The organism is Streptomyces sp. NPDC007905 (genome assembly GCF_042959345.1).
GTDB lineage: Bacteria > Actinomycetota > Actinomycetes > Streptomycetales > Streptomycetaceae > Streptomyces.
The window spans coordinates 79040-99008 of record NZ_JBIBKS010000007.1; the positions used below are offsets into that span (position 1 = coordinate 79040).

A 19969-nucleotide genomic window follows, 5' to 3' on the forward strand; every position below is an offset into this window, starting at 1 on the left:
CGTCGTGGCTCACTGTGGCCGTGCGGGCGGCCGGCGGTCGAGCAGGCGGGCCGCGTGTTCGACGTGCGGGGGCAGGATGTGGCGCTGGGCTACGGCCGCCGGCAGGCGTGCGAGCGTCTCCTTCAGGGCGCGGCGGGCGCCGGGTCGATCCGCGACGGCGGCCAGTGCCAGGTCGGCGCCGGCGCGCAGCGCGACGGGCCAGGGACGGCGCAGGCAGGCGGTCAGCACATGGTTGCGCCGGACGAGGGAGGAGCGGCCGGTGCGTCCCTGTGTCTCGGGCTGGTGGCGGGCGCTGAGGGCGGGTTCGTAGGCGATGCCCCAGCCGTCGGCGGCGAGGTCGTAGGCGAGCAGGGTCTCCTCTCCGCCGAAGAAGAGCAGCGGGTGGTAGCCGCCGACGCTCAAGAAGGCCTCCCGGCGCACCACGCTGGCGCAGGCCAGGAAGCCGAGCACCGGGCGGCCGGGCAGGTCCGGCTCGCGGGGCAGGGGCGAGGCGGCGAGGACGGCGTTCAGGGGATCGTCGCTGCCGTCCTCCCCGACGAGGGTGCGGGCGGCCAGCAGGCCGAGTCGTGGATACCGGTCGAGCAGGTCGGCCGCGTGACGCAGGGATCCGGGGGTCCACCAGGAGTCGTCGTCGCTGAAGGCGACGTACGGGGTACGGGCCTGCCGGACGGCGAGGTTGCGGCCGAGTGCGCCGGTGTTGGTGGCGGGGCGCAGCAGCCGGGTGACCGCCGGGTGGTCCTGGACCGCCCTGCGCGTCGTGTCGGTGCGGGAGTTGTCGACCACGATGACGGGCGGTTCCTCGGGCAGCGCGGCGAGGGCGTCGAGGGTGCGCAGCAGGCTCGCGCACCGGTCGCGCGTGATGACGGCGACCGTGACCCGGGGGTCGGGTCCGGTGGTGGGGCTGCGGGTGGTGCCGGGGGCCTGTTCAGTGGACACGCGCCACCTCCGCTCGGGTGTGCGCGGGACGGGTGCGGAGCTGCCGGAGCTGCGTCAGGCAGGCGGCGGCGACCTCTCCGGTGCCGATGCGCAGCAGCCGGGTGTCAGGGGTGCGGCCGTGCGGGTCGCCGGGCGGTCCCGGCTTCCACAGGGCCACATGGTGGGGCGTGGGCGGCGGGCCCCACAGGCGCGGGGAGACCGGTCCGAACAGGGTGACCGAGCGGGTGCCGTGGGCCACCGCGAGGTGGGCGAGGCCGGTGTCCCCGCTGAGCACCAGGGACGCCTCCGCCACCAGGGCCGAGAGCTCCCCGTACGGCAGACCGCCGGTCAGCACGTCGGACGCGGGCTGGCCGGCGCGCTCGGCCACCGACCGCACCAGGGCGTCCTCCCCCGGCCCGCCGGTGAGCACCACGCGGTGTCCGGCCGCGCGCAGGCACCGTACGACGGCGGCGAACCGCTCCCCCGGCCAGCGGCGCGAGCCCGACGCCGCGCCCGGGTGCACCACCACCGCGCCCGGTGCCGGGGAGGGCAGGGCGGGGTGCGGCAGGCGGAGGTCGAGGGGGTCGGCCTGGATGCCGTAGGCGTGCAGGAAGGCGCACCAGCGGTCCCGTTCGTGGGCGTGGGCCCGCCAGGGCGGGGCGTCCGGGAGGGCGTGGGCGAGCAGGCGGCGCGGGTGCAGGGCGGCCAGGGCGTCGCGGCTCTCGGGGCCGTTGCCGTGCAGGTCGACGGCGACGTCGGGTGGTGGGCCGGGCCAGTGCGCGAGGGACGGCACCGCCCGGCCGGGGGCCTCGGCCGGGAAGACGGCGTCGATCGCCCCGGTGCACAGGCCGGCCTCGGCGAGTCCCTGCGGCATGGCGAGGACCACCTGGTGGCCGGGGAAGGCGCGGCGGATGCCGCGCAGCGCGGGCACACCGGTCAGCAGGTCGCCGAGGCCCAGCGCGCGCAGCACCAGCACGCGCGGGGGATGCGGGGTGCGGGTCACCGGGTGCGCCCTCCGGTGGGTGCGGGTGCCAGGGCGGCGCGGCGGGCCAGGCCCGTGGTGGAGCGGCCGTCCAGGTAGGGCAGCAGGAGGACCTGGCCGCCCCAGCTCTCCACCAGCGGCTGTTCGGGCAACCGGGTGCGGGCGTAGTCGCCGCCCTTGGCCCAGATGTGCGGGCGCAGTTCGCCGAGGATGTGTTCGGGGGTGTCCTCGTCGAAGACGGCGACCGCGTCGACGCACTCCAGGGCCCGCAGCACGCGCACCCGGTCGGTGGCCGGGACGAGGGGGCGGCCGTCGCCCTTGCGCCTGCGCACCGAGTCGTCGGAGTTGACGCAGACGATCAGGCAGTCGCCGGCCCGGCGGGCGGCCTGCAGGAGGGCCACGTGACCGGCGTGCAGCAGGTCGAAGCAGCCGCCCGCGGCGACGACGGTGCCGCCCGCGGCCCGTACCCGGGCGGCCGTGCGCCGGGCGTCGGCCGTGGTGTCCCCGTCGGCGGCGGACGGGTCCGTCGGCGTGTCCTGCGGCTCCGGGGCGGTGACGGCGCGGGCGCCGCCCTCGGCGACGTACTGGGTGGCGGCGTGGACGGCGGCCTGGACGGCGGCCTCCGTGAACGCGCCGTCGGCGAGCAGCCCGGCGGCGGCCGCGGCGAACCGGTCCCCGGCGCCGCAGGGGTCGCCCGTCGCGGCGGCCGGGGTCGGCACCAGCAGGGGTGTCTCGCCGTATGAGAGCAGCGCGCCGCGCTCGCCGAGGGTCACTGTGACGGCGTGCGCCTGCCATGCCCCGACGAGGGCCCGGGCGTCCCGGGCGGCCGTCCGCAGCCCGCCCTCGTCGCCGGGCTCGGCGTCCTCGCCCGCCTGCTGGGCCAGGACGCGGGCCTCCTGTGCCGAGGGCGTGGCAAGCCGGACACCGGGCACCGGGGGCCCGCCCCGCAGGTGCGGGTCCCACACCACGGGTGCGTGCGCGGCCGCCCCGGCCAGCGCCTGTCTGAGGACGTCGGCGGTGCCCCGGCCGTAGTCGGCGACCAGCACGGCGTCCGCCCCGGCGACCGCGGCCACGGCTTCCTCGGTGCTCTCGCGGGCGCGTCCCTCGCCGTCGTCGAGCCGCAGCAGCGGCCGGTCCCCCGCGAGCACCCGGGTCTTGCTGCTCAGGTCCCCGTCCAACGGCACCTCGACCAGGCCGACGCGGCCGGTCAGCAGCTCGCGCAGGGTGGTGCTGGCCTCGTCGTCGCCCAGAGCCGTGACGAGGGTGACCGGGCGGCCGTCGGCGGCGGCCAGGCAGGCGGCGAGGGCCGCGCCGCCCGGGCGGGAGCTACGCCGGGTGCCGTGCACCACCGGCACCGGCGCGTCGGGGGCCAGCCGGTCGGCCCGGCCGCACAGGTCGTGGTCGAGCAGGGCGTCGCCGACGACGAGCAGGGGGGTGTGGGAGGTGTTCATGCGTCACCTTCGCTGCGGGCGCCCGGGGTACCGACCGAGGGCCGGCCCGCGGCCCGGGCCCGGCCGACCAGCCGGCCCACCACGCCGCTGCGGCCGTCCGCGCGGCCGTGCACGCCACGCCGGGCGTCCTCGGCTCGCCGGGCGTCCTCGCCGCGCTCGACCGCCTCGTCGAAGGACTCGCAGAGCATGTGCACGGCCACCAGGTGGAGCTCCTGGACGGTGGCCGCCACCGGGGCGTCCACGCACAGCGCCTCGTCGGCGGCGAGGTGCAGGGGGTTCGGGGCCCGGCCGGTCAGCGCCCACACCGTCATGCCGAGGTGGTGGGCGCGGTCGGCGGCGGCCAGCAGGTTGGCGCTCGCGCCGCTGGTGGACAGCAGCATCAGGACGTCACCGGGGCGGCCGTGCGCGGCGGTCTGGCGGGCGAACACCTCCTGGACGCCGTAGTCGTTGGCGATCGCGGTGGTGGAGGAGGTGTCGGCGTGCAGGGCGAGCGCGGAGAACGGCGCCCGGTCGTCCCGGTAACGGCCCACGAGCTCGGCGGTGAGGTGCTGCGCCTGTGCGGCGCTGCCGCCGTTGCCCGCGACGAGCAGCCGGGCGCCGGAGCCCAGCCGACGGGCGAGTTCTGTGCCCCAGCGCTCGATGAGGGGGCCGCAGTCGCGGAACGTCTCCAGGGCCTTCATCAGGTCGTCGCAGTGCGCGGTGTCGGTGACGGTCTTCATCGGACGACTCCCGAGAGCGAGGGGATCGAGGAGACGGCGCCGTACGCCCCGGCCACGCCGTCGGCCACGCGGTCCCAGGTGTAGTGGGCCAGTACTCGTTCGCGGCCCGCGGCCCCGTACCGGGCGAGCCGGTCCGGGTCGTCGAGCAGCGCGCGGATGACGCCGCTGAGGTCGTGGTGGTCGTCGTCGGCCGGAACGTGCACGCCCGTGCTGCCGTCCACGACGGTGTCGAGCTGGCCGCCGACCGCGGTGGCGACGACCGGGGTGGCGCAGGCCATGGCCTCCAGCGGGACGATGCCGAAGGGTTCGTAGCGGGGCAGGGACAGGACGAGGTCGGCGCTGGACATCAGCCGGGGCATCCGGGTCCGGCTGACCCCGCCGAGCAGGGTCACGCGGTCGGTGACGCCGTACTCGCCGGCGATGCCGTAGAGGCGTCCGGCCTCCGGTTCGGCGCCGAGCAGGTCGGCCTCGGGGCCGCCGGCGATGAGGAGTTCGGCGTCGGGCACGCCGGCGAGGGCGCGGATCGCGCGGTCGAAGCCCTTGCGGGGCACGAGCCGGCCGACGGCCAGTAGCCGCCGACGGGCGCCGGGTGCGGTCCGCGGGCGGCCTACCGGGCTGAACTGGTCGAGGTCGACACCGCACGGGACGACCGCGATGCGGTCCTCCGGCAGGCCCATGGCACGCAGCTCGGCCACCTCGTCGGAGCAGGTGGCGATGATCCGGGCGCACTCGTGGCCGACGGCCTCCTCGATCGCGATGCGCTCGGGCGGGCTGGTGTCGTCGGCGCCCTGGTAGCGCTTCTTGACGGTGCCCAGGGCGTGGTAGGTCTGCACGACGGGGATGCCGAGGCCCCGGGTGCCGGTCAGGGCCGCGAGCCCGGACATCCAGAAGTGGGCGTGCACCACGTCGGGCGGGTCCGCGGACCACTGGCGGGCCAGGAAGGTCCCGAACTCGGCCATGTGGGGCAGGAGTTCGTCCTTGGGGACGGGGGCGGCCGGCCCTGCGGGCACGTGCACCACCTGGACACCGTCGATGAGGGTCACCCGGTCCGGCAGGCCCATGGAGTCCCGCCGGGTGTACACCGTGACCCGGTATCCCTTTCTGGCCAGCTGGCGGGCGACCTGTGCCACATAGACGTTCTGGCCGCCGGCGTCCGGGCCGCCGAGCGCGGCCAGGGGGCTGGCGTGCTCGGAGACCATGGCGACGCGACCGGCCGGGGGCAGTATGCGGCTCATCGGGTGACCTCCTTGATCAGGCGCTCCCAGTCGTCCAGGAAGCGCCGTTCGCCGTAGCGGGCCTGTGCCGCGGCTCGGGCCGCCTCTCCCGTCCGGCGCGCGTGCTCCGGTTCGGCGAGGAACGTCCGCACGGCGTCCTCCAGGACGTCGAGGCGGTTGGAGACCACCCCGGCGCCCTCGGGTACCGCCTGCCGGACCTCGGTGGTGTCCAGGGCGACCACCGGCATGCCAAGGAACATGGCCTCCAGCAGGGACAGGCCCAGGGAGGTCCAGCGCACGGGGTGCAGGTAGAGCCGGCAGCGGGCCAGCTCCCGGTGGAGTTCGTGCTGGGGCAGGTCCCGGGTGCGGCAGCACTCGGGGGGCAGGTCCAGGTGGTCGGCGAGGCCTTCGGTGCGCATCCCGAAGACGTCCAGGGGCACCGAGCGGGCGAAGCGGGGCAGCAGGTCGGTTCCGGTGGTACGGCCCCTGCGCACGGGCTCGTTGACCACGACGGCGGCCCGCCGCTCGGTGCCGGTCCACAGCGGGCCGGGGTCGATGATTCCGTGCTCGACGACCTCGGTCGGGGCCTTGCCGTTGTCCCACATCAGCCGGTTGAAGTGGGTGACGTGCACGAGGGGGATCCCCGTCTGCCCGGACAGGGGGTGAAGCTGGTGCTCCGGGGACTCGTCGGGGCTGTTGTGCTCCACGTACACGGCGGGCACGTCCACGCCGGGCCGGCGGCCGGTCCAGCGCAGGGCCAGGTCGAGTTCGTGGGGACGCTGGAGCACCATCAGGTCGATGTCGCAGTCCCACAATTCCTTGAGGGTCTTCTCCCGCACCGTCCCGGGCCAGTCCCACGTCTTCGCCCGGCCGAGCCCGTCGGGCCCGCGGTCGTCGGTGACCGGGACGAGGTAGGTGTGCGGGCCCTGCACGAAGGCGGTGAGCCAGGATCCGTGCACATGCCAGACGAGGATGTTCATGAGTGCCGCTCCTGCATGAGCTTGTGCACCGCGCGCACCACGTCCTGTCCGGTGACCTCGTCCAGACAGGGGTGTCCGGGCACCGGGCAGACGAGAGCCCTGGTGTCCGCGCACGGCGCCCACTGGTCGCCGAGAAGGATGGTGGGGACGCCGTACGGTGCCCAGCGGTCGGCCGGGACGACAGGTGCGAACAGTGACACCACGGGGGTGCCGACCGCTGCGGCCAGGTGGGCCGGGCCGGTGTTGGCGCTGACGACGACGTCGGCAATGCGCAGCACGCCGGCCAGGGTGCGCGGGCCGGTCCGGCCACCGAGGTCCACGGCGAGGTCCCCGCTGACCCGGCGGGTGAGTGCCGTCTCGTCCGGGCCGCCGGTGACGACCACGCGGTGCCCGGCGTCGGCGAGCAGCGCGACCGCCTCCTCGCACCGGTGGGGGCCCCAGGCGCGGGCCGGGGCGGTGGCGCCGGGGTGCAGGACGACGTAGGGGCCGTGGCCGGTCAGGCCGCTGGTGTCCGGGGGCGGGAGCACGCGCAGCCGGCCGTCGTCGCCGGGCGGCGGCAGGAAGCCCATGGCCGCGGCGGTGTCGAGAGCGGCCTCGGCCTCGTGCCGGCCCTCACGTCTGCGGTGGCGTACGTCCAGCAGCCGGCCCGGGTGGTCGGCGCTGTCGGCGCCGATGTGGGCGACACCCGCGAGCCGCAGCAGCAGCGCGGTCGGCAGGGGGCTCTGGTGGAAGGAGGTGAGGATCAGGGCGGTGTCGAAGGCCGCCGCGCGCAGCCGTCGCAGCAGGCCGTCGATGTCGGCCGCGCTCACGGCAGGCGGGTCGAAGCCCTCCCAGGGCGCCTCCCACACCAGCACCTCGTCGACGCCGGGCAGCAGCCGGGCGGCGTCCGCACCGCGCGGGCCGCACAGCAGGGTGACAGGGGAGCAGTGGGCGGCGACGGCCCGTACGGCGGGGCCGGCGAGCAGCACGTCACCGAAGCTGTCGAGCCGGACGACCAGAGCTTTCATCGGGACCGGCTCCCTTCGGGGCCGGCGAGGGCAGGGGTGCCCAGCGCCGTACGCACCGCCGTGAGGACATCGGGTGCGCTGACGGCCGCGAAGTGCTCCACCTCGTCGGGCGCGGTCGCCGTGTTCGGCACGAGGACGCCCCGGGCGCCGGCCGCGCGGGCGGCGAGCACGTCGGCGGCGATGTCGCCGATCACCAGGCACCGGGCCGGCGGGGCACCGAGCCGGGCGGCGGCCTCGAGGATCAGTCCCGGGCGGGGCTTGCGGCAGGAGCAGGCGGCGTCCGGGGTGTGCGGGCAGAAGAGCCAGGCGCCGACTCCGCCGAGCAGCTGGTCCGCCCGCTCGTTGACGGCGTGGACCTGCTCGGGGGTGAGCAGTCCGCGCCCGATGCCCGACTGGTTACTGACCACGGCGGTGCCCAGGCCGGCGGAACGCGCCAGTCGGACGGCCTCCGCGGCGCCGGGCAGGAGGCGGACGCGGTCGGGGTCGCCGTTGTAGGGCACGTCCGCCACGAGGGTGCCGTCGCGGTCGAACAGCACGGCGCGGACGGGCAGCCGGTCGGTGCTCACTCGGCGCCTCCCAGGGGCTCGGCGCCTCGGTGGCGGACGACTCCGCACAGCCAGTGCCGGACGGCGAGCGGCGGTATGAGCACGCTGGTGCCGAGCATCCCGGCGACCTCGCGGGCGGTGCGGGGGCCGGGCAGGATGCGGGCGAGGGCGAACTCGGCGGTGCCCAGGGTCCACAGGGCCGCGCAGGCGGTGGCGGCCCGGCGGCGGCCGGCCAGGGCACAGGCGGCCGCCGCGAGCGCCGCGCCGGTCACCGCCAGGTGCCGCGGCAGCCTTCCCCGGGGGGCCTGGGCGCGGCTCCACCAGTCGCGCCCGTGCAGCCGGCTCATCAGGGCGTCGTCGGCGTTGCCGCGCTGGGCGGGCAGTGAGGCCCACCAGTGGGCCGCTCGGACCGGGTGCCGGGTGATGCGGGTACCGCGGTGCAGGGTCCAGCCCGCGCGCTCGATGCGCAGGGCGAGGTCGGCGTCCTCGCGGAAGGCCCGCGGGAAGCGCTCGTCGAAGCCGCCGACCAGGGTGAGCACCGCGGTCCGGTACGCCATGTCGGCGGTGGCCCAGGCCGCGTTCTCCAGCCCCTTGGTGTTGCGTTCCCAGTCGGTGGGCCGGCGGTGCAGGGGCAGGGGGACCCGCAGCCGCCCCTGGATGCCGCCGGCGTCCTCGCCGGCCTCCCGCAGGTCCTCGGCGAGTCTGCGGGACCAGTCCGGCAGCACCTGGACGTCGTCGTCGAGGAAGACCGTCCAGGGGGTCCGGACGGTGCGCCATCCGGCGTTGCGGGCGGCGGCCGGGCCCTTGCCGCCGGTGCGCAGGGTCCGTACCCGGTCCAGCAGCACTCCCGCCGCCTCCAGCGGCAGGGCGCCGTCGGTGTCGGGCCGGTCGTCGACCACGATCACCTCGTGCGGCGGGTGTCCCTCGGCCGCGGCCAGCGCGCGCAGGCACCCGGCGAGGCAGGAGCGGCCGATCGTCGGCACGACGACGGTATAGGCGGGTGCGGGCGTCATACGAAGGCCTTTCCACGCCGGATCGCGAAGGGGCCGAGGACGAGCAGGTCGACGGGGGCGGAGCCGAAGCACTCCAGGGCGTCCCGCGGGTCGTCCACCATGGGCCGCCCGGCGGTGTTCAGGCTGGTGTTGACCACCACGGGCAGGCCGGTGCGCCGCTCGAACCCGTCGATCACGCGGGCCATCAGGGGTTCCTCCGCACGGTCCACGGTCTGGATGCGGGCGGTGCCGTCGACGTGGACGACGGCCGGGATACGGGAGCGCCAGTCGACGGCCACGTCGTGCACGAACAGCATGTGGGGGCTGGGCAGCGGTCCGTCGAACATCTCGGCCGCGCGTTCCGCGAGGACCATGGGCGCCACGGGCCGGAACTCCTCGCGTCCCTTGACCGCGTTGAGGCGTTCCACGTTCGCCGCGTGGCCGGGGTGGGCCAGCAGCGAGCGGTGGCCGAGGGCACGCGGTCCGTACTCGCTGCGGCCCTGGAACCACGCCACGATCCCGTCGGCGGCCAGTGCCTCGGCGGCGGTCTCCGCGATGTCGGCGGGTTCCTCGTACGGCACCGCCGCCCGCTGAAGCCACTCGCGCAGCTCGGCGTCGCTCCAGCCGCGGCCGAGGGCGGCCGTCGGCATCGGCTCCAGGGTGTCCTTCTGGCCCGCCACGTGTGCGGCGGCGCCGAGCGCCGTGCCCGCGTCGCCGGCGGCGGGCTGCACCCACACGTGCCGGAAGCCGCTCTCCCGCCACAGCCGGGTGTTGGCGACGCAGTTGAGGGCGACACCGCCGGCCATGGTCAGGGCGTCCTCGCCGGTGCGTTCACGCAGCCCGCGGGCGAGGGCGAGCATGGCCTCCTCGAGACACAGCTGGGCGCTGGCCGCGAGGTCGGCGTGGTCCTGGCTCCAGGCGCCGCCGGCGGGGCGTGGCGGCACGATCGAGGCCCAGGGCACCGGGCGGGCCCGGAAGCCGCCCTGGTCGTCGGCCTGTACGTACGCGTGCAGGCGGTCCGCGAAGCGCGGGGTGCCGTACGACGCGAGGGCCATCACCTTGAACTCGTCGCTGCTGCGCAGGAATCCGAGGTGCTGGGTGAGGTCCTCGTAGAACAGGCCGAGGGAGTCGGGAAGCTGCTGGGTGCCGAGGACGGTCAGTTCGCGGTTGGTGTAGCGGCCGGCCAGGTGGGAGCCGCATTCGCCGCGGCCGTCCAGGACGAGGACGGCGCAGTCCGGGTACGGCGACATCGGCCCGGCGGAAGCGGCGTGGGCGACGTGGTGCGCGACGAAGCGGACCTTGGCCGGGTCCAGGCCGGGCAGGGCGTCGGCGAGGAAGCCGGGGGCCTGGCGGGCGTACTCCTGGCGCAGGTGGTCCCAGGGGTCGTCGAGGCCCATCCGCTCGGCCGGGCGGGCGAGCGCGGGGTCGTAGGAGTAGGCGACGGCGTCCAGGTCGGAAGGGGCCAGGCCGGCCTGCTTCAGGCACCAGCGGGCCGACTGCTCGGGCAGTTCCCAGGCGGAGAAGGGGACGGGCCGCTTGCCGTGCTTGCGACGGGAGAACCGTTCCTCCTCCGCCGCCGCCACGACCTTGCCGTCCGTGAGGAGGGCCGCGGCAGGGTCGTGGAAGAGTGCGTTGATACCGAGGACGTGCATGCGCTGTCTCCAGGCGGCGGAGGGGACGAGTGGTCAGGGCCGCGCGGCCGGCTCCCCGTCCGGCGGCAGGGCGGCGAAGTACGCGATGGTCTGCTTCAGGCCCTCCTCCCAGGGCACCTGGGGGAACCAGCCGAGCAGTTCGCGCGCCAGGCTGGTGTCGGGGCGGCGCCGGCAGGGGTCGTCGACGGGCCGGTCGATGAACGCGATCGGCGAGCGGGAGCCGGTCAGCGCGACCACGCGGCGGGCGAGGGCGGCCATGGTGATCTCGTCGGCGCCGCCGATGTTGACGGGCCGCACGGACCGGCTGGCGGCCACCCGCAGCACGCCGTCGACGGTGTCGTCCACGTAGCACAGCGAGCGGGTCTGGCTGCCGTCACCGGTCACGGTCACCGGTTCACCGGCGAGGGCCTGGCTGATGAAGGTGGGCACCGCGCGACCGTCGTGGGCGCGCATGCGCGGTCCGTACGTGTTGAACAGCCGGACGATCCCTGCGTCGGTGCCGTGGGTGCCGGCGTGTGCGGTGACGAGGGCTTCGGCGAACCGTTTGGACTCGTCGTACACGCTGCGCGGCCCCACGGGGTTCACGTTGCCCCAGTAGCCCTCGTGCTGGGGATGCACGAGCGGATCGCCGTACACCTCGGACGTGGAGGCGAGCAGGAGGCGCGCCCCGTCACGCTGCGCGATCGCCAGGGCGTTGCGGGTGCCCAGGCTGCCCGCGTCCAGGGTCTCCAGGGGCAGCCTCAGGTAGTCGGCGGGCGAGGCGGGGCAGGCGAAGTGCAGGACGAGGTCGTACGGTCCCGGCAACTGCTCGAGACAGCCGGGGTCGCAGACGTCGCAGTGGACGTACCGGAAGCCGGGCCTGCCTTCGAGGTGGGTGATGTTCGCGCGGCGCCCGCAGACCAGGTTGTCCGCGCAGTCGACTTCGGCACCTGAATCCAGCAGCCGCTCGCACAGATGGGAACCCAGGAAGCCGGCGCCGCCGGTCACGACGGCCCGCTGCCAGGGAACCGGAAGGGTTTCACCAGTCATGGGGGCTTTTCCTTCGTCCACGTCGTCACGTTCAACGCGCCCGGACACGCACCTGCGCGGGCAATGGCGCAACGGAACCGTCGGACCGACGTCGTCGTCGGTTCGCCGAGGGAAGACGCTGTTGGATGACGACAGGGCCCGGGTCCCCGCTGATCCGGAGGACCGCCCTGGTCGGCCGCCACTGGCTGGACGGCACTGGCACCTGTGTTCCCGTGCCAGTTGGCTTCACACGTTGGTTCCTATTGTCTTGAATGCCGGGTACTCGCGCGACTCCGGTGATCGCGTACCGCGGTGGCGACGGTCCCGGGACGGCCACCTCGCGTCGGCAGCCTTGTGCAAAGGGCCCCCTGCCGGCCCGCGCTGCCGCAGTGTGCCCGGCGCATTGTGGACCGCTGGTGGGCATGAGCGCTGTCCGAGGCGGGCCGGACGGCGGCGGCCTGTCACTCGATGCGCTGACGGCGTCGGCGGGCCGTGTAGCGCCCCCGGGAAGGGGCACTCGACGCAACGACCGGCCGGCCGCTGACGGCCGCCGCGCACGTAGGAGGTAATGACATGGGTCACGGCGGAAACGTCATCCAGGAACTGACTACCGATCACCGTGAGGTCGAGGAGATCTTCGGCCGCATCGAGGCGCTGCCGCCCGGCTCCAAGGAACGCAAGGTACTCGCCGACCAGGCCACGATCGAGCTGGTCCGCCACTCGGTGGCCGAGGAGGCCTACCTCTACCCGGCGGTGCGCAAGCACGTGACGGGCGGGGACTCCATGGCCGACAAGGAGCTCGAGGACCACGCCGAGGCCGAGCAGATCATGAAGGACCTGGAGGGCCTGGAGGCGGACGATCCCCAGTTCGACGCCCTCATCGCCAGGCTGATGAGCGAGATCCGGTCCCATCTGACGGACGAGGAGCAGAACCTCTTCCCGATGCTGCAGCAGGCCTGCTCGGCTGAGGCGCTGGACGAGCTCGGCGACAAGGTGCGCCGCGCGAAGAAGACCGCGCCGACCCGCCCGCACCCGTCGGCTCCGGACAAGCCCCCGGCCAACAAGCTGCTGGCCCCGGGCGCCGGACTGGTCGACCGGCTGCGGGACGCGCTGTCGGGGCGGGGCAAGGAAGCCTGAGGGAGGCGGTCAGGGCCCGGTGGCCCATCGCGTTCCGGTGATCCGGTGGAGGCCTGCCGGCGCCCGCCGACCCGCGCGGTCGGCGGGCGCCGGCAGGTCTGCGCGTGCCGGGAGCTCTGCGTACGGCGTTCCTCGGCGTACGGCAGGCGTACGGCGTTCGTCGGTTGCTCGGCCGGGACCGGGGTGCCGGGCGGGGCCACGGGCCTTTCGGCGGTTGCTCAGAGCCACGGGGTGACACGGCCGCCGGACGCACGCCGCCGTACGGTGCGGCACAGCAGGCGGAAGGCCTGCAGCAGGGTCAGCGGCCACAGCAGGGCGAAACACCACAGCAGCGCGGGGTGCGAGGTGCGGATGCCCATGACGGCCACGAACACGGACGCGCCCGCGAGCAGCAGGACGGCCAGCGGCAGCCACATCCCCCGGCTGGTCCGGGCCATCCGGCGCGCCGGGCGCATCCGGTGCACGAGCCGGCGGTCCTGCCGGAGGTCCGCCTCGATCAACTGCAGCGCGAGGCGCTCGCGCGGCGAGAGCCGTACGTCGTCGGGGATCTCCCACTCGTCCACGGAAACGGCACCTCCTCCGGCCGCCCGGCGGCCTCCGTGCCCCCCTCTCCGGGACCGCCGAGTTCCCCGGTACGGCCCGGTCGAAGCGGCCGTAGCGGCTGTGGCGTCTCCTCGCCGCCTGTCGGCGAAAGGCGGACAACTTCCCTGCCGGGCAGGCCAGTCCCGGCGGCATGAGCGATGCCGCGTCGGCCGGCCCGCCCGAGGTGCTCGCGGCACTGGGCGCGGCCTTCGAAGTCCGAGGATCCGGACGTCGCCGAAGTCCCGGAGGTGTGTGCCGCCCTGGCCGTTCCGCAGGAGCGAACGGTCAAGACGACCCTGGCCTTCGTCACCCCGGAGGACCGGCTCGTCCTGGCAGTCCTGCCCGGCCACGCACGGCACGGCTGCGGTACGGCGCACTGGTCCGGGCGGCCGGGATCCGCCGCACCGACCTGTCACCCGCGGGCGCCGGTCGGCCGGCCCGGGCGGGCATGCGGCCCCCGGGGTGTGCCCGGTGTCCGCTGAGGGTGCCGCGGTGGTCGTGTTCGACGAGACGGTGAGCGGCCTGGGCCGTGTGCACTGCGGCAGCGGTCGGCCCGACAGCACCATCGGGATGGACGCGGCCGCACTGATCGCCGCGGTTCCGACGGCCGCGACGGCGCCCGTCGCCGAGATCCGGGGGCCGGGGGCGACATGACCGTCCGGCCCGCCGCTTCCGCGGACGCCGACGCCGTCCACCGGCACGTCGCAGAGACGCAGGACGTCGAAGTGACCGTGCCGAACCGCAGGGCGGCCGAGTTCTACCGCCGCCCCGGACTCGACGAGACGGCCGCCCGTCAAGTGGGCTCGCCATGACCGCACTGCCGGACCCGCTCCCGCAGCACCTCGCAGCATTGGGTGCGCGAGGGCTCGAGGCGGTCGAGGCTGTCAGGAAGCTGTACCTGCGGTGTGACCTTGGCTGCCGCAAGGTCGATACTGAGGAGCAGGACTCCTGTTCCGTCTGTCATCAAGCAGACCTCGAGGCGCCTGATGACCCGTCAGTAAGGTCAGCGTTTGGTCGGCATCGGCCGGGCCGCCGGGACCAATGACCGGCCCTGCCCGGCTTGACCAGGGAAAGCACAGGTCAGAGACGCACTGCTAGGCTTCTTAGGAGACACAGATGAGGATGCTGATCAACGTCCCGGAAACCGTCGTGGCGGATGCGCTGCGGGGTATCGCGGCCGCACATCCGGACCTGGCCGTGGACGTGGAGAACCGGGTGATCGTCCGTCGGGACGCCCCCGTGGCCGGGCAGGTCGCGCTCGTCTCGGGTGGCGGGTCGGGGCACGAGCCGCTGCACGGCGGGTTCGTCGGTCCGGGCATGCTGTCGGCCGCCTGTCCCGGAGAGGTGTTCACCTCGCCGGTGCCGGACCAGATGGCGCGGGCCGCGGCCGCGGTCGACAGCGGGGCCGGCGTGCTGTTCATCGTGAAGAACTACACCGGCGACGTGCTCAACTTCGACATGGCGGCCGAACTCGCCGAGGACGAGGGCATCCAGGTCGCGAAAGTACTGGTCAACGATGACGTGGCGGTCACCGACAGCCTGTACACGGCCGGCCGGCGCGGTACCGGGGCGACCCTGTTCGTGGAGAAGATCGCGGGTGCCGCCGCGGCCGAGGGGCAGCCGCTGGAGCGGGTGGAGTCCATCGGTCGCCAGGTGAACGAGAACTCCCGCAGCTTCGGTGTCGCCCTGAGCGCCGTCACCACCCCGGCCAAGGGCACCCCCACGTTCGACCTGCCCTCCGGTGAACTGGAGTTGGGCATCGGCATCCACGGCGAGCCGGGCAGGGAGCGGCGCGCGATGATGACCTCCGGGGAGATCGCCGACTTCGCGGTGCACGCCATCCTGGAGGACATGACCCCGCGCAACCCCGTGCTCGTCCTGGTCAACGGTATGGGCGCCACCCCGCTGCTGGAGCTGTACGGCTTCAACGCCGAGGTGCAGCGAGTGCTCGGGGAGCGCGGTGTGGCCGTGGCCCGCACTCTGGTCGGCAACTACGTCACCTCCCTCGACATGGCGGGCGCCTCGGTCACCCTGTGCCAGGTCGACGAGGAACTGCTGCGGCTGTGGGACGCGCCGGTGAAGACCCCGGCGCTGCGCTGGAGGATGTGATACGGCGGACGAAGCGGTCAACACCCCTACCACGCAAGGAGATCCAGTGCTCGACGCCGATTTCTTCCGCCGTTGGATGACGGCGACCACCGCGTCCGTCAACCGGGAGGCGGAACGGCTCACCGCCCTCGACTCCGCCATCGGGGACGCCGACCACGGCAGCAATCTGCAGCGGGGGTTCGCGGCCGTCCTGGCCACCCTGGACAAGGAGGCGCCGCAGACCCCGGGTGCCGTGCTGACCCTGGCCGGGCGCCAGCTGATCTCCACGGTCGGCGGGGCGTCCGGGCCGCTGTACGGCACCCTGCTGCGCCGGGCCGGCAAGGCGCTCGGGGATGCCGCCGAGGTCGACGAGGCACAGCTGGCCGAGGCGCTCAGGGCGGGCGTGGACGGGGTGATGGCGCTCGGCGGTGCGGCACCCGGCGACAAGACCATGATCGACGCCCTGGTCCCGGCCGTGGACGCGCTCACCGACGGCTTCGCCGCGGCGCGGTCGGCCGCCGAGGAGGGCGCGGTGGCCACCACACCGCTGCAGGCCCGCAAGGGACGGGCCAGCTATCTCGGCGAACGCAGCATCGGCCACCAGGATCCGGGCGCCACGTCCTCGGCGCTGCTGATCGCCGCGCTCGAAGAAGCAGCCGCGGGAGCCTGAGGTGAGTGACGAGAAGGTGGTCGGGATCGTACTGGTGTCGCACAGCGCGGAGGTCGCCGCCTCCGTGGCCGAGCTGGCGAAGGGTTTGGCGGGCGGGGCGCCCTCGGTGCCCGTCGCCCCGGCGGGCGGCGTCGAGGGCGGCGGGCTCGGCACCAGCGCGGAGCTGATCTCCGCCGCGGCCGCCTCCGTGGACCGGGGTGCGGGAGTGGCCCTGCTCACCGACCTCGGCAGCGCGGTGCTCACGGTGAAGACGCTGATCGCCGAGGGCGACGAACTCCCGGACGGGGCACGCCTGGTGGACGCGCCGTTCGTCGAGGGCGCGGTGGCCGCTGTCGTCACGGCGGCCACGGGCGCCGACCTGGACGCGGTGGAGGCGGCGGCCACGGAGGCCTACGGCTACCGGAAGGTGTGAACCGACCGTCCAGGGGGTTCCGGCCCCTGGACGGTCGGCCTTCGCCCGTCCACCGCACCGCTCGGCGGGCCGCAGAGGCGCCCTGCTTCGGCCGTGCCGGCCGTGCCCCGTCCGAGACCGGCTCGTGCGGCCCGCACCGGCCGGGCCGCCCTCACCGAGCCCCGACGAACCGCCGGGCCAACCGCTCCCCCTCCGCCATCGCCGCGCGGTGGTCCTCGATGGGGGTGACCCGGGAGCCCCTGAAGACGATGTACGTGACGCCGGAGGCGGCTCCGCCGCGGCGGGGGTCGACCTTGATGCCGAGACCGTGGGCGGTGGCGTAGGAGGCCTCGCCGATGAGTTCGCGCGGGCCGGTGTCGCCGACGACCGCGTACTGCACCCGGCCCCGGTAGATGACGGCCGCCACCGAGCCGCCACGGACGCCGTGCGCCGGGGGGTCCCAGATCCCGCTCTGGACGGGGATCACGATGTAGGGCAGGGTCTCGGCGTTCAGGTGGCGGCCGTCGGACTGCTGGAAGGCGGTGTCGGCGGAGAAGAGCGGGTCGGTGCGGCGATTGCAGCGGGCGGTCGGCCGTCCGTCGCAGTCGACATCCAGGTCGGCCTTCCAGAACACCGCCTGGCGGGTGGCGCAGACGGGGACGGTGGCCCGGGCGCCGTCGTCGGTGCGGTACCGCCCCCGGGAGACCTGGGTGCAGGCGCGCACCCGGTCCAGCAGGTCGGCGGCCGTCACGGCGCCCCCACCGTGGCCCAGCGGCCCCTCCCGGGATGGGGTGGCCGTCACGGCGCCCCCACCGTGGCCCAGCGGCCCCTCCCGGGGTGGCACGGCGGCGGCGGGAAGCGTCGTCGGGGCGAGCAGGGCGGCACCGGCCACGGCCAGCGTCAGCGACTGGACACGCACTGTGAACCCTCTCTTTTGGGACATTTCGGACACCATGCCCAATCCGATGCCGGTCCGCGAGCACCAGTCACCCTGTGGGGCCGGATGGAGCAATTACCTGACGCCCCGTGAGAAGGCAGCAGGAACCGGGGGTCTGAGCCGGTGTCGGCCCAGGCCCCCGGCCGCCCGCGTCGGCGCGGGTTCGGCGACGACAGCGTTTCCGCGCCTCAGGCATGAACTTCCCTGCTCTCGCGGGAAGTTCGGCCCATAGGGAGACCTCAGCATACGTAACTTCCCCACATGGCCACCAACGCCACCCCCCTTGCTACGACCACACGGACGCGTCATATTGGTCCGGACCTTTGCCGTGATGCCGTCCCCTGGGAGGCAGAGCCGTGCGACGCGTTCTCCTGCGGCCCCTGCCGGCCTGCAGCGCCCTGGTGCTGGCCGCGTCCTGCGGCTGGAGCGGTGCGGCCGACGGTGACGGCGGCCGGGCGCCCGGCGCTCCCACGGGCGTCACCGCCGCGGCCGGGAGCGCCACCAGCGTGCACGTGATGTGGAACGCGATACCGGACGGTCCCGGGATCCGCACCTACGAGGTGTATCGCGGCTCGAGGAAGGTCTTGGAAGTGCCGGGTTCCGAGCACATGGTGGACGTCACCAGGCTCAGGCCGTCCACCCTGTATGCCTTCACCGTGCGGGCGCTGGACACGGACGGCCGCCTCGGGCCGCCGAGCCGCGAGGTGCGGGCGAGGACGCCCGCGGTCGTGGCGGCGGACCGCTCGGCCCCGACCCGCCCGCCGCGGCCGGCCGGGCGGGCGGTCGGCAGCCGGGCGGTCCACCTGTCCTGGGGCGCCTCCCGGGACGACAGAGGCGTGGTGTCGTACGACGTCCTGCAGGGCGGCGTGAAGATCCACAGCGTGGGTGGGAACCAGACCGCGACCATGATCACCGGACTGCGTCCCGGCACCCGGTACGTCTTCACCGTGCGGGCGCGGGACGCGGGCGACAACCTCTCGCCCGCGAGTGCCCGGGTCCGGCTCGCCACGCCGGGCACCGACGACGGCCGGGACACCGCGCCGACCGGCTTCACCGCCACGACCCACCGTTCCGCCGGGGCGTACTACCTCGACCTGTCCTGGGATCCGCCACACGTCGACGGGGTGATCACCGAGTACCAGATCCGGCTCGACGGCACCACGGCCACCTCCCTGGTGTGGGGCGGCGACCCGCCGCGCGGCCGGGCCCACTACAGCTTCTACGTCGGGCGGGGCCCGGGGACCGGACACCGGGTGCGGCTGAGGGCGCGGCTGCCCGACGGCACCTGGGGCGGATTCTCGGCGGAACGGACGGTCACCACGGGCGCGGGCCGCTGAAGCTCGGCGTACGGGCGTCGACGGCGCGCCGGCCTGCACCGGGCGGAGGAGTCCCGTCACCCGACCGGATGCGGTCCGGGTGCGGCGGGGCACCGGAGGACGTTTGCTGCCGTTGAGGCAGCACGGACGTTTCCCGACCCTCGGCGGCGCATGGGACGTACCGCCAACCGTGCCGCCGGAGGCCAGCCAATGAGTAACTCCCGACTCCTCCTCCGCTCCGGCCTGACCCTGGCGGCCGCCGCCGTGCTCCCGGCCTCACTCGCCGGGCCATCGGCCGCGGCCTCGGGAATCTCGGTGAGCACCACCGGATCCACGGTCTCGGTCGTCACCAGCTCATGCACCCAGAACAACGGCAGTTGGGGCACCGCTTCGCTCCTCAGCGGCCGCGGGGCGAGCTTCGCGCAGGGCCGGCAGGTGGCCCTGTCCGGTACGACCATCAGCCAGTCCGCGGCCTGGTCCGGGGTGAGCCCGGGGACGTACACGGTCGTCGTGATGTGCTCCAACGGCATGACCGCCGGCACCCAGTCCGTCATCGTCTCCGCCCCGGCCGCCCCCACGATCTCGTCGACGTCCAAGCCCGCGCCCTCCCGGGGCGTGATGGGCGGCCTCGGCGGCGCGGCCCGCGACTACGGCCCGCTCACCCTGGGCGTCGGCGCGGCCCTGGTGGGCTCCGGCGTCATCGCCGCGGCCTGGTTCCTGCGCCGCCGCTCCAAGCCGTACCGGCTCTGAGGCGGCGGCCCACGGGCCACGGGCCGAAGCGGCGGCGGCCGTCAGCCGGACGACGTGCCGTCCGCCGGTTCCGGCTCCTGTGACGGCGCCTGCCCGGGCAGCTCGGGGAACTCCTTCAGGGCGTGGGTGAGCCACTGGGTCCAGAAGGTCTCCAGGTCGATGCCGGCGCGCAGGACCAGATGGCGCAGGCGGTCCTGCGGGGCGTCCCGGTCCGGCGGGAAGTCGCGCCGCTCGATCTCCTCGTACTCCGCCAACTGCCGCCGGTGAAGCTCCAGATGGCGGCGCAGGTCGGCCTCGAGGCCCGCCGTGCCGACCACCGCGGCGGCGCGCAGCCGCAGCAGCAGGATGTCCCGCTGCGGCTTGGGATCCTGAGAGGCGGCGGTCCAGCGGGCCAGTTCGGCGCGGCCCGTGGGCAGGACCTCGTACCTCTTCTTCTGCCCACGGGCCGGCTGCTCGGCCGGCAGGGTGCGGATGTGACCCTCGGCCTCCAGTTTCCCCAGCTCGCGATAGATCTGCTGGTGGGTCGCCGACCAGAAGTACCCGATCGACTTGTCGAACCGGCGGGTCAGCTCGAGGCCCGACGACGGCTTCTCCAGCAGGGCGGTGAGGATGGCGTGCGGGAGTGACATGGAC

The 19969-nt window shown here is 74.7% G+C and carries 22 protein-coding genes; 8 read left to right on the forward strand and 14 right to left on the reverse strand.

Going from position 1 to position 19969, the window contains the following annotated elements:
- Positions 1–9: 9 nt before the first annotated feature.
- The 11 genes from ACFZDC_RS14320 to ACFZDC_RS14370 are packed head-to-tail and all read right to left on the reverse strand — an operon-like array spanning position 10 to position 11486.
- The gene (locus ACFZDC_RS14320; RefSeq protein ID WP_391323588.1) at positions 10–936 is read right to left on the reverse strand and encodes a glycosyltransferase; all 927 of its coding nucleotides are present in this window, start codon (positions 934–936) and stop codon (positions 10–12) included.
- On the reverse strand, positions 926–1918 hold the full coding sequence (locus tag ACFZDC_RS14325; RefSeq protein WP_391323590.1) for a glycosyltransferase family 9 protein: 993 nt from the start codon (positions 1916–1918) through the stop codon (positions 926–928). The genes ACFZDC_RS14320 and ACFZDC_RS14325 overlap by 11 nt, the downstream gene beginning before the upstream one ends.
- The gene (locus ACFZDC_RS14330; protein WP_391323592.1) at positions 1915–3348 is read right to left on the reverse strand and encodes a PfkB family carbohydrate kinase; all 1434 of its coding nucleotides are present in this window, start codon (positions 3346–3348) and stop codon (positions 1915–1917) included. Before ACFZDC_RS14330 ends, ACFZDC_RS14325 begins: the two co-directional genes overlap by 4 nt.
- Positions 3345–4067: an SIS domain-containing protein gene (locus ACFZDC_RS14335; protein ID WP_391323594.1), complete on the reverse strand. Its 723-nt coding sequence runs from the start codon at positions 4065–4067 to the stop codon at positions 3345–3347. Before ACFZDC_RS14335 ends, ACFZDC_RS14330 begins: the two co-directional genes overlap by 4 nt.
- Positions 4064–5302, reverse strand: coding sequence for a glycosyltransferase (locus ACFZDC_RS14340; protein ID WP_391323596.1), 1239 nt, complete (start codon positions 5300–5302; stop codon positions 4064–4066). Before ACFZDC_RS14340 ends, ACFZDC_RS14335 begins: the two co-directional genes overlap by 4 nt.
- Positions 5299–6261, reverse strand: coding sequence for a glycosyltransferase (locus ACFZDC_RS14345; RefSeq protein ID WP_391323599.1), 963 nt, complete (start codon positions 6259–6261; stop codon positions 5299–5301). The genes ACFZDC_RS14340 and ACFZDC_RS14345 overlap by 4 nt, the downstream gene beginning before the upstream one ends.
- Positions 6258–7268 (reverse strand): glycosyltransferase family 9 protein, encoded by a 1011-nt coding sequence (locus ACFZDC_RS14350; protein WP_391323601.1) that lies wholly within the window; start codon positions 7266–7268, stop codon positions 6258–6260. The genes ACFZDC_RS14345 and ACFZDC_RS14350 overlap by 4 nt, the downstream gene beginning before the upstream one ends.
- A complete protein-coding gene (locus tag ACFZDC_RS14355) occupies positions 7265–7834 on the reverse strand; it encodes an HAD-IIIA family hydrolase (RefSeq protein ID WP_391323603.1) in 570 nt (189 codons plus the stop codon). The genes ACFZDC_RS14350 and ACFZDC_RS14355 overlap by 4 nt, the downstream gene beginning before the upstream one ends.
- Positions 7831–8826, reverse strand: coding sequence for a glycosyltransferase (locus tag ACFZDC_RS14360; RefSeq protein ID WP_391323605.1), 996 nt, complete (start codon positions 8824–8826; stop codon positions 7831–7833). The genes ACFZDC_RS14355 and ACFZDC_RS14360 overlap by 4 nt, the downstream gene beginning before the upstream one ends.
- Positions 8823–10457: a carbamoyltransferase C-terminal domain-containing protein gene (locus tag ACFZDC_RS14365; protein ID WP_391323607.1), complete on the reverse strand. Its 1635-nt coding sequence runs from the start codon at positions 10455–10457 to the stop codon at positions 8823–8825. Before ACFZDC_RS14365 ends, ACFZDC_RS14360 begins: the two co-directional genes overlap by 4 nt.
- 33 nt (positions 10458–10490) lie before the next feature.
- Positions 10491–11486 (reverse strand): NAD-dependent epimerase/dehydratase family protein, encoded by a 996-nt coding sequence (locus ACFZDC_RS14370; RefSeq protein WP_391323609.1) that lies wholly within the window; start codon positions 11484–11486, stop codon positions 10491–10493.
- Between the two features lie 552 nt (positions 11487–12038).
- On the opposite strand from ACFZDC_RS14370, the gene ACFZDC_RS14375 reads away from it, so the two are divergent.
- Entirely contained in the window at positions 12039–12602 is a 564-nt protein-coding gene (locus ACFZDC_RS14375) for a hemerythrin domain-containing protein (RefSeq protein WP_391323611.1), read from the forward strand.
- A gap of 218 nt (positions 12603–12820) precedes the next feature.
- Here the strand turns inward: ACFZDC_RS14375 and ACFZDC_RS14380 are convergent, their stop codons facing one another.
- Entirely contained in the window at positions 12821–13165 is a 345-nt protein-coding gene (locus ACFZDC_RS14380) for a DUF3040 domain-containing protein (protein ID WP_391323613.1), read from the reverse strand.
- A gap of 490 nt (positions 13166–13655) precedes the next feature.
- On the opposite strand from ACFZDC_RS14380, the gene ACFZDC_RS14385 reads away from it, so the two are divergent.
- The 5 genes from ACFZDC_RS14385 to ACFZDC_RS14405 all read left to right on the forward strand — a co-directional run bounded on the left by ACFZDC_RS14385 (position 13656) and on the right by ACFZDC_RS14405 (position 16354).
- The gene (locus tag ACFZDC_RS14385; protein WP_391323615.1) at positions 13656–13838 is read left to right on the forward strand and encodes a hypothetical protein; all 183 of its coding nucleotides are present in this window, start codon (positions 13656–13658) and stop codon (positions 13836–13838) included.
- Positions 13835–13996 (forward strand): hypothetical protein, encoded by a 162-nt coding sequence (locus tag ACFZDC_RS14390; RefSeq protein ID WP_391323617.1) that lies wholly within the window; start codon positions 13835–13837, stop codon positions 13994–13996. Before ACFZDC_RS14385 ends, ACFZDC_RS14390 begins: the two co-directional genes overlap by 4 nt.
- Before the next feature lie 304 nt (positions 13997–14300).
- The gene (gene dhaK / locus ACFZDC_RS14395; RefSeq protein WP_391323619.1) at positions 14301–15293 is read left to right on the forward strand and encodes a dihydroxyacetone kinase subunit DhaK; all 993 of its coding nucleotides are present in this window, start codon (positions 14301–14303) and stop codon (positions 15291–15293) included.
- A 46-nt stretch (positions 15294–15339) separates the two neighbouring features.
- The gene (gene dhaL / locus ACFZDC_RS14400) at positions 15340–15942 is read left to right on the forward strand and encodes a dihydroxyacetone kinase subunit DhaL (protein WP_391323621.1); all 603 of its coding nucleotides are present in this window, start codon (positions 15340–15342) and stop codon (positions 15940–15942) included.
- Position 15943: 1 nt separating this feature from the next.
- Positions 15944–16354 carry a PTS-dependent dihydroxyacetone kinase phosphotransferase subunit DhaM gene (locus tag ACFZDC_RS14405; protein WP_391323623.1) on the forward strand — a complete coding sequence of 137 codons (411 nt, stop codon included), beginning with the start codon at positions 15944–15946 and terminating at the stop codon, positions 16352–16354.
- Between the two features lie 151 nt (positions 16355–16505).
- Here ACFZDC_RS14405 and ACFZDC_RS14410 read toward each other — a convergent pair whose 3' ends face one another.
- A complete protein-coding gene (locus tag ACFZDC_RS14410; protein WP_391323625.1) occupies positions 16506–17252 on the reverse strand; it encodes a glycoside hydrolase family 75 protein in 747 nt (248 codons plus the stop codon).
- Between the two features lie 374 nt (positions 17253–17626).
- On the opposite strand from ACFZDC_RS14410, the gene ACFZDC_RS14415 reads away from it, so the two are divergent.
- Entirely contained in the window at positions 17627–18607 is a 981-nt protein-coding gene (locus tag ACFZDC_RS14415; RefSeq protein WP_391323627.1) for a fibronectin type III domain-containing protein, read from the forward strand.
- 189 nt (positions 18608–18796) lie between these two features.
- On the forward strand, positions 18797–19336 hold the full coding sequence (locus tag ACFZDC_RS14420; RefSeq protein WP_391323629.1) for a hypothetical protein: 540 nt from the start codon (positions 18797–18799) through the stop codon (positions 19334–19336).
- Between the two features lie 41 nt (positions 19337–19377).
- Here ACFZDC_RS14420 and ACFZDC_RS14425 read toward each other — a convergent pair whose 3' ends face one another.
- The gene (locus tag ACFZDC_RS14425) at positions 19378–19965 is read right to left on the reverse strand and encodes a helix-turn-helix transcriptional regulator (protein WP_391323631.1); all 588 of its coding nucleotides are present in this window, start codon (positions 19963–19965) and stop codon (positions 19378–19380) included.
- Positions 19966–19969: the final 4 nt, after the last annotated feature.

Coding starts and splice junctions, on each gene's coding strand:
- ACFZDC_RS14330 (WP_391323592.1), bottom strand. CDS start 3,348: ATGAACACCTCCCACACCCCCCTGCTCGTCGTCGGCGACGCCCTGCTC.
- ACFZDC_RS14335 (WP_391323594.1), bottom strand. CDS start 4,067: ATGAAGACCGTCACCGACACCGCGCACTGCGACGACCTGATGAAGGCC.
- ACFZDC_RS14340 (WP_391323596.1), bottom strand. CDS start 5,302: ATGAGCCGCATACTGCCCCCGGCCGGTCGCGTCGCCATGGTCTCCGAG.
- ACFZDC_RS14345 (WP_391323599.1), bottom strand. CDS start 6,261: ATGAACATCCTCGTCTGGCATGTGCACGGATCCTGGCTCACCGCCTTC.
- ACFZDC_RS14350 (WP_391323601.1), bottom strand. CDS start 7,268: ATGAAAGCTCTGGTCGTCCGGCTCGACAGCTTCGGTGACGTGCTGCTC.
- ACFZDC_RS14360 (WP_391323605.1), bottom strand. CDS start 8,826: ATGACGCCCGCACCCGCCTATACCGTCGTCGTGCCGACGATCGGCCGC.
- ACFZDC_RS14365 (WP_391323607.1), bottom strand. CDS start 10,457: ATGCACGTCCTCGGTATCAACGCACTCTTCCACGACCCTGCCGCGGCC.
- ACFZDC_RS14370 (WP_391323609.1), bottom strand. CDS start 11,486: ATGACTGGTGAAACCCTTCCGGTTCCCTGGCAGCGGGCCGTCGTGACC.
- ACFZDC_RS14375 (WP_391323611.1), top strand. CDS start 12,039: ATGGGTCACGGCGGAAACGTCATCCAGGAACTGACTACCGATCACCGT.
- ACFZDC_RS14390 (WP_391323617.1), top strand. CDS start 13,835: ATGACCGTCCGGCCCGCCGCTTCCGCGGACGCCGACGCCGTCCACCGG.
- dhaK (WP_391323619.1), top strand. CDS start 14,301: ATGAGGATGCTGATCAACGTCCCGGAAACCGTCGTGGCGGATGCGCTG.
- ACFZDC_RS14420 (WP_391323629.1), top strand. CDS start 18,797: ATGAGTAACTCCCGACTCCTCCTCCGCTCCGGCCTGACCCTGGCGGCC.
- ACFZDC_RS14425 (WP_391323631.1), bottom strand. CDS start 19,965: ATGTCACTCCCGCACGCCATCCTCACCGCCCTGCTGGAGAAGCCGTCG.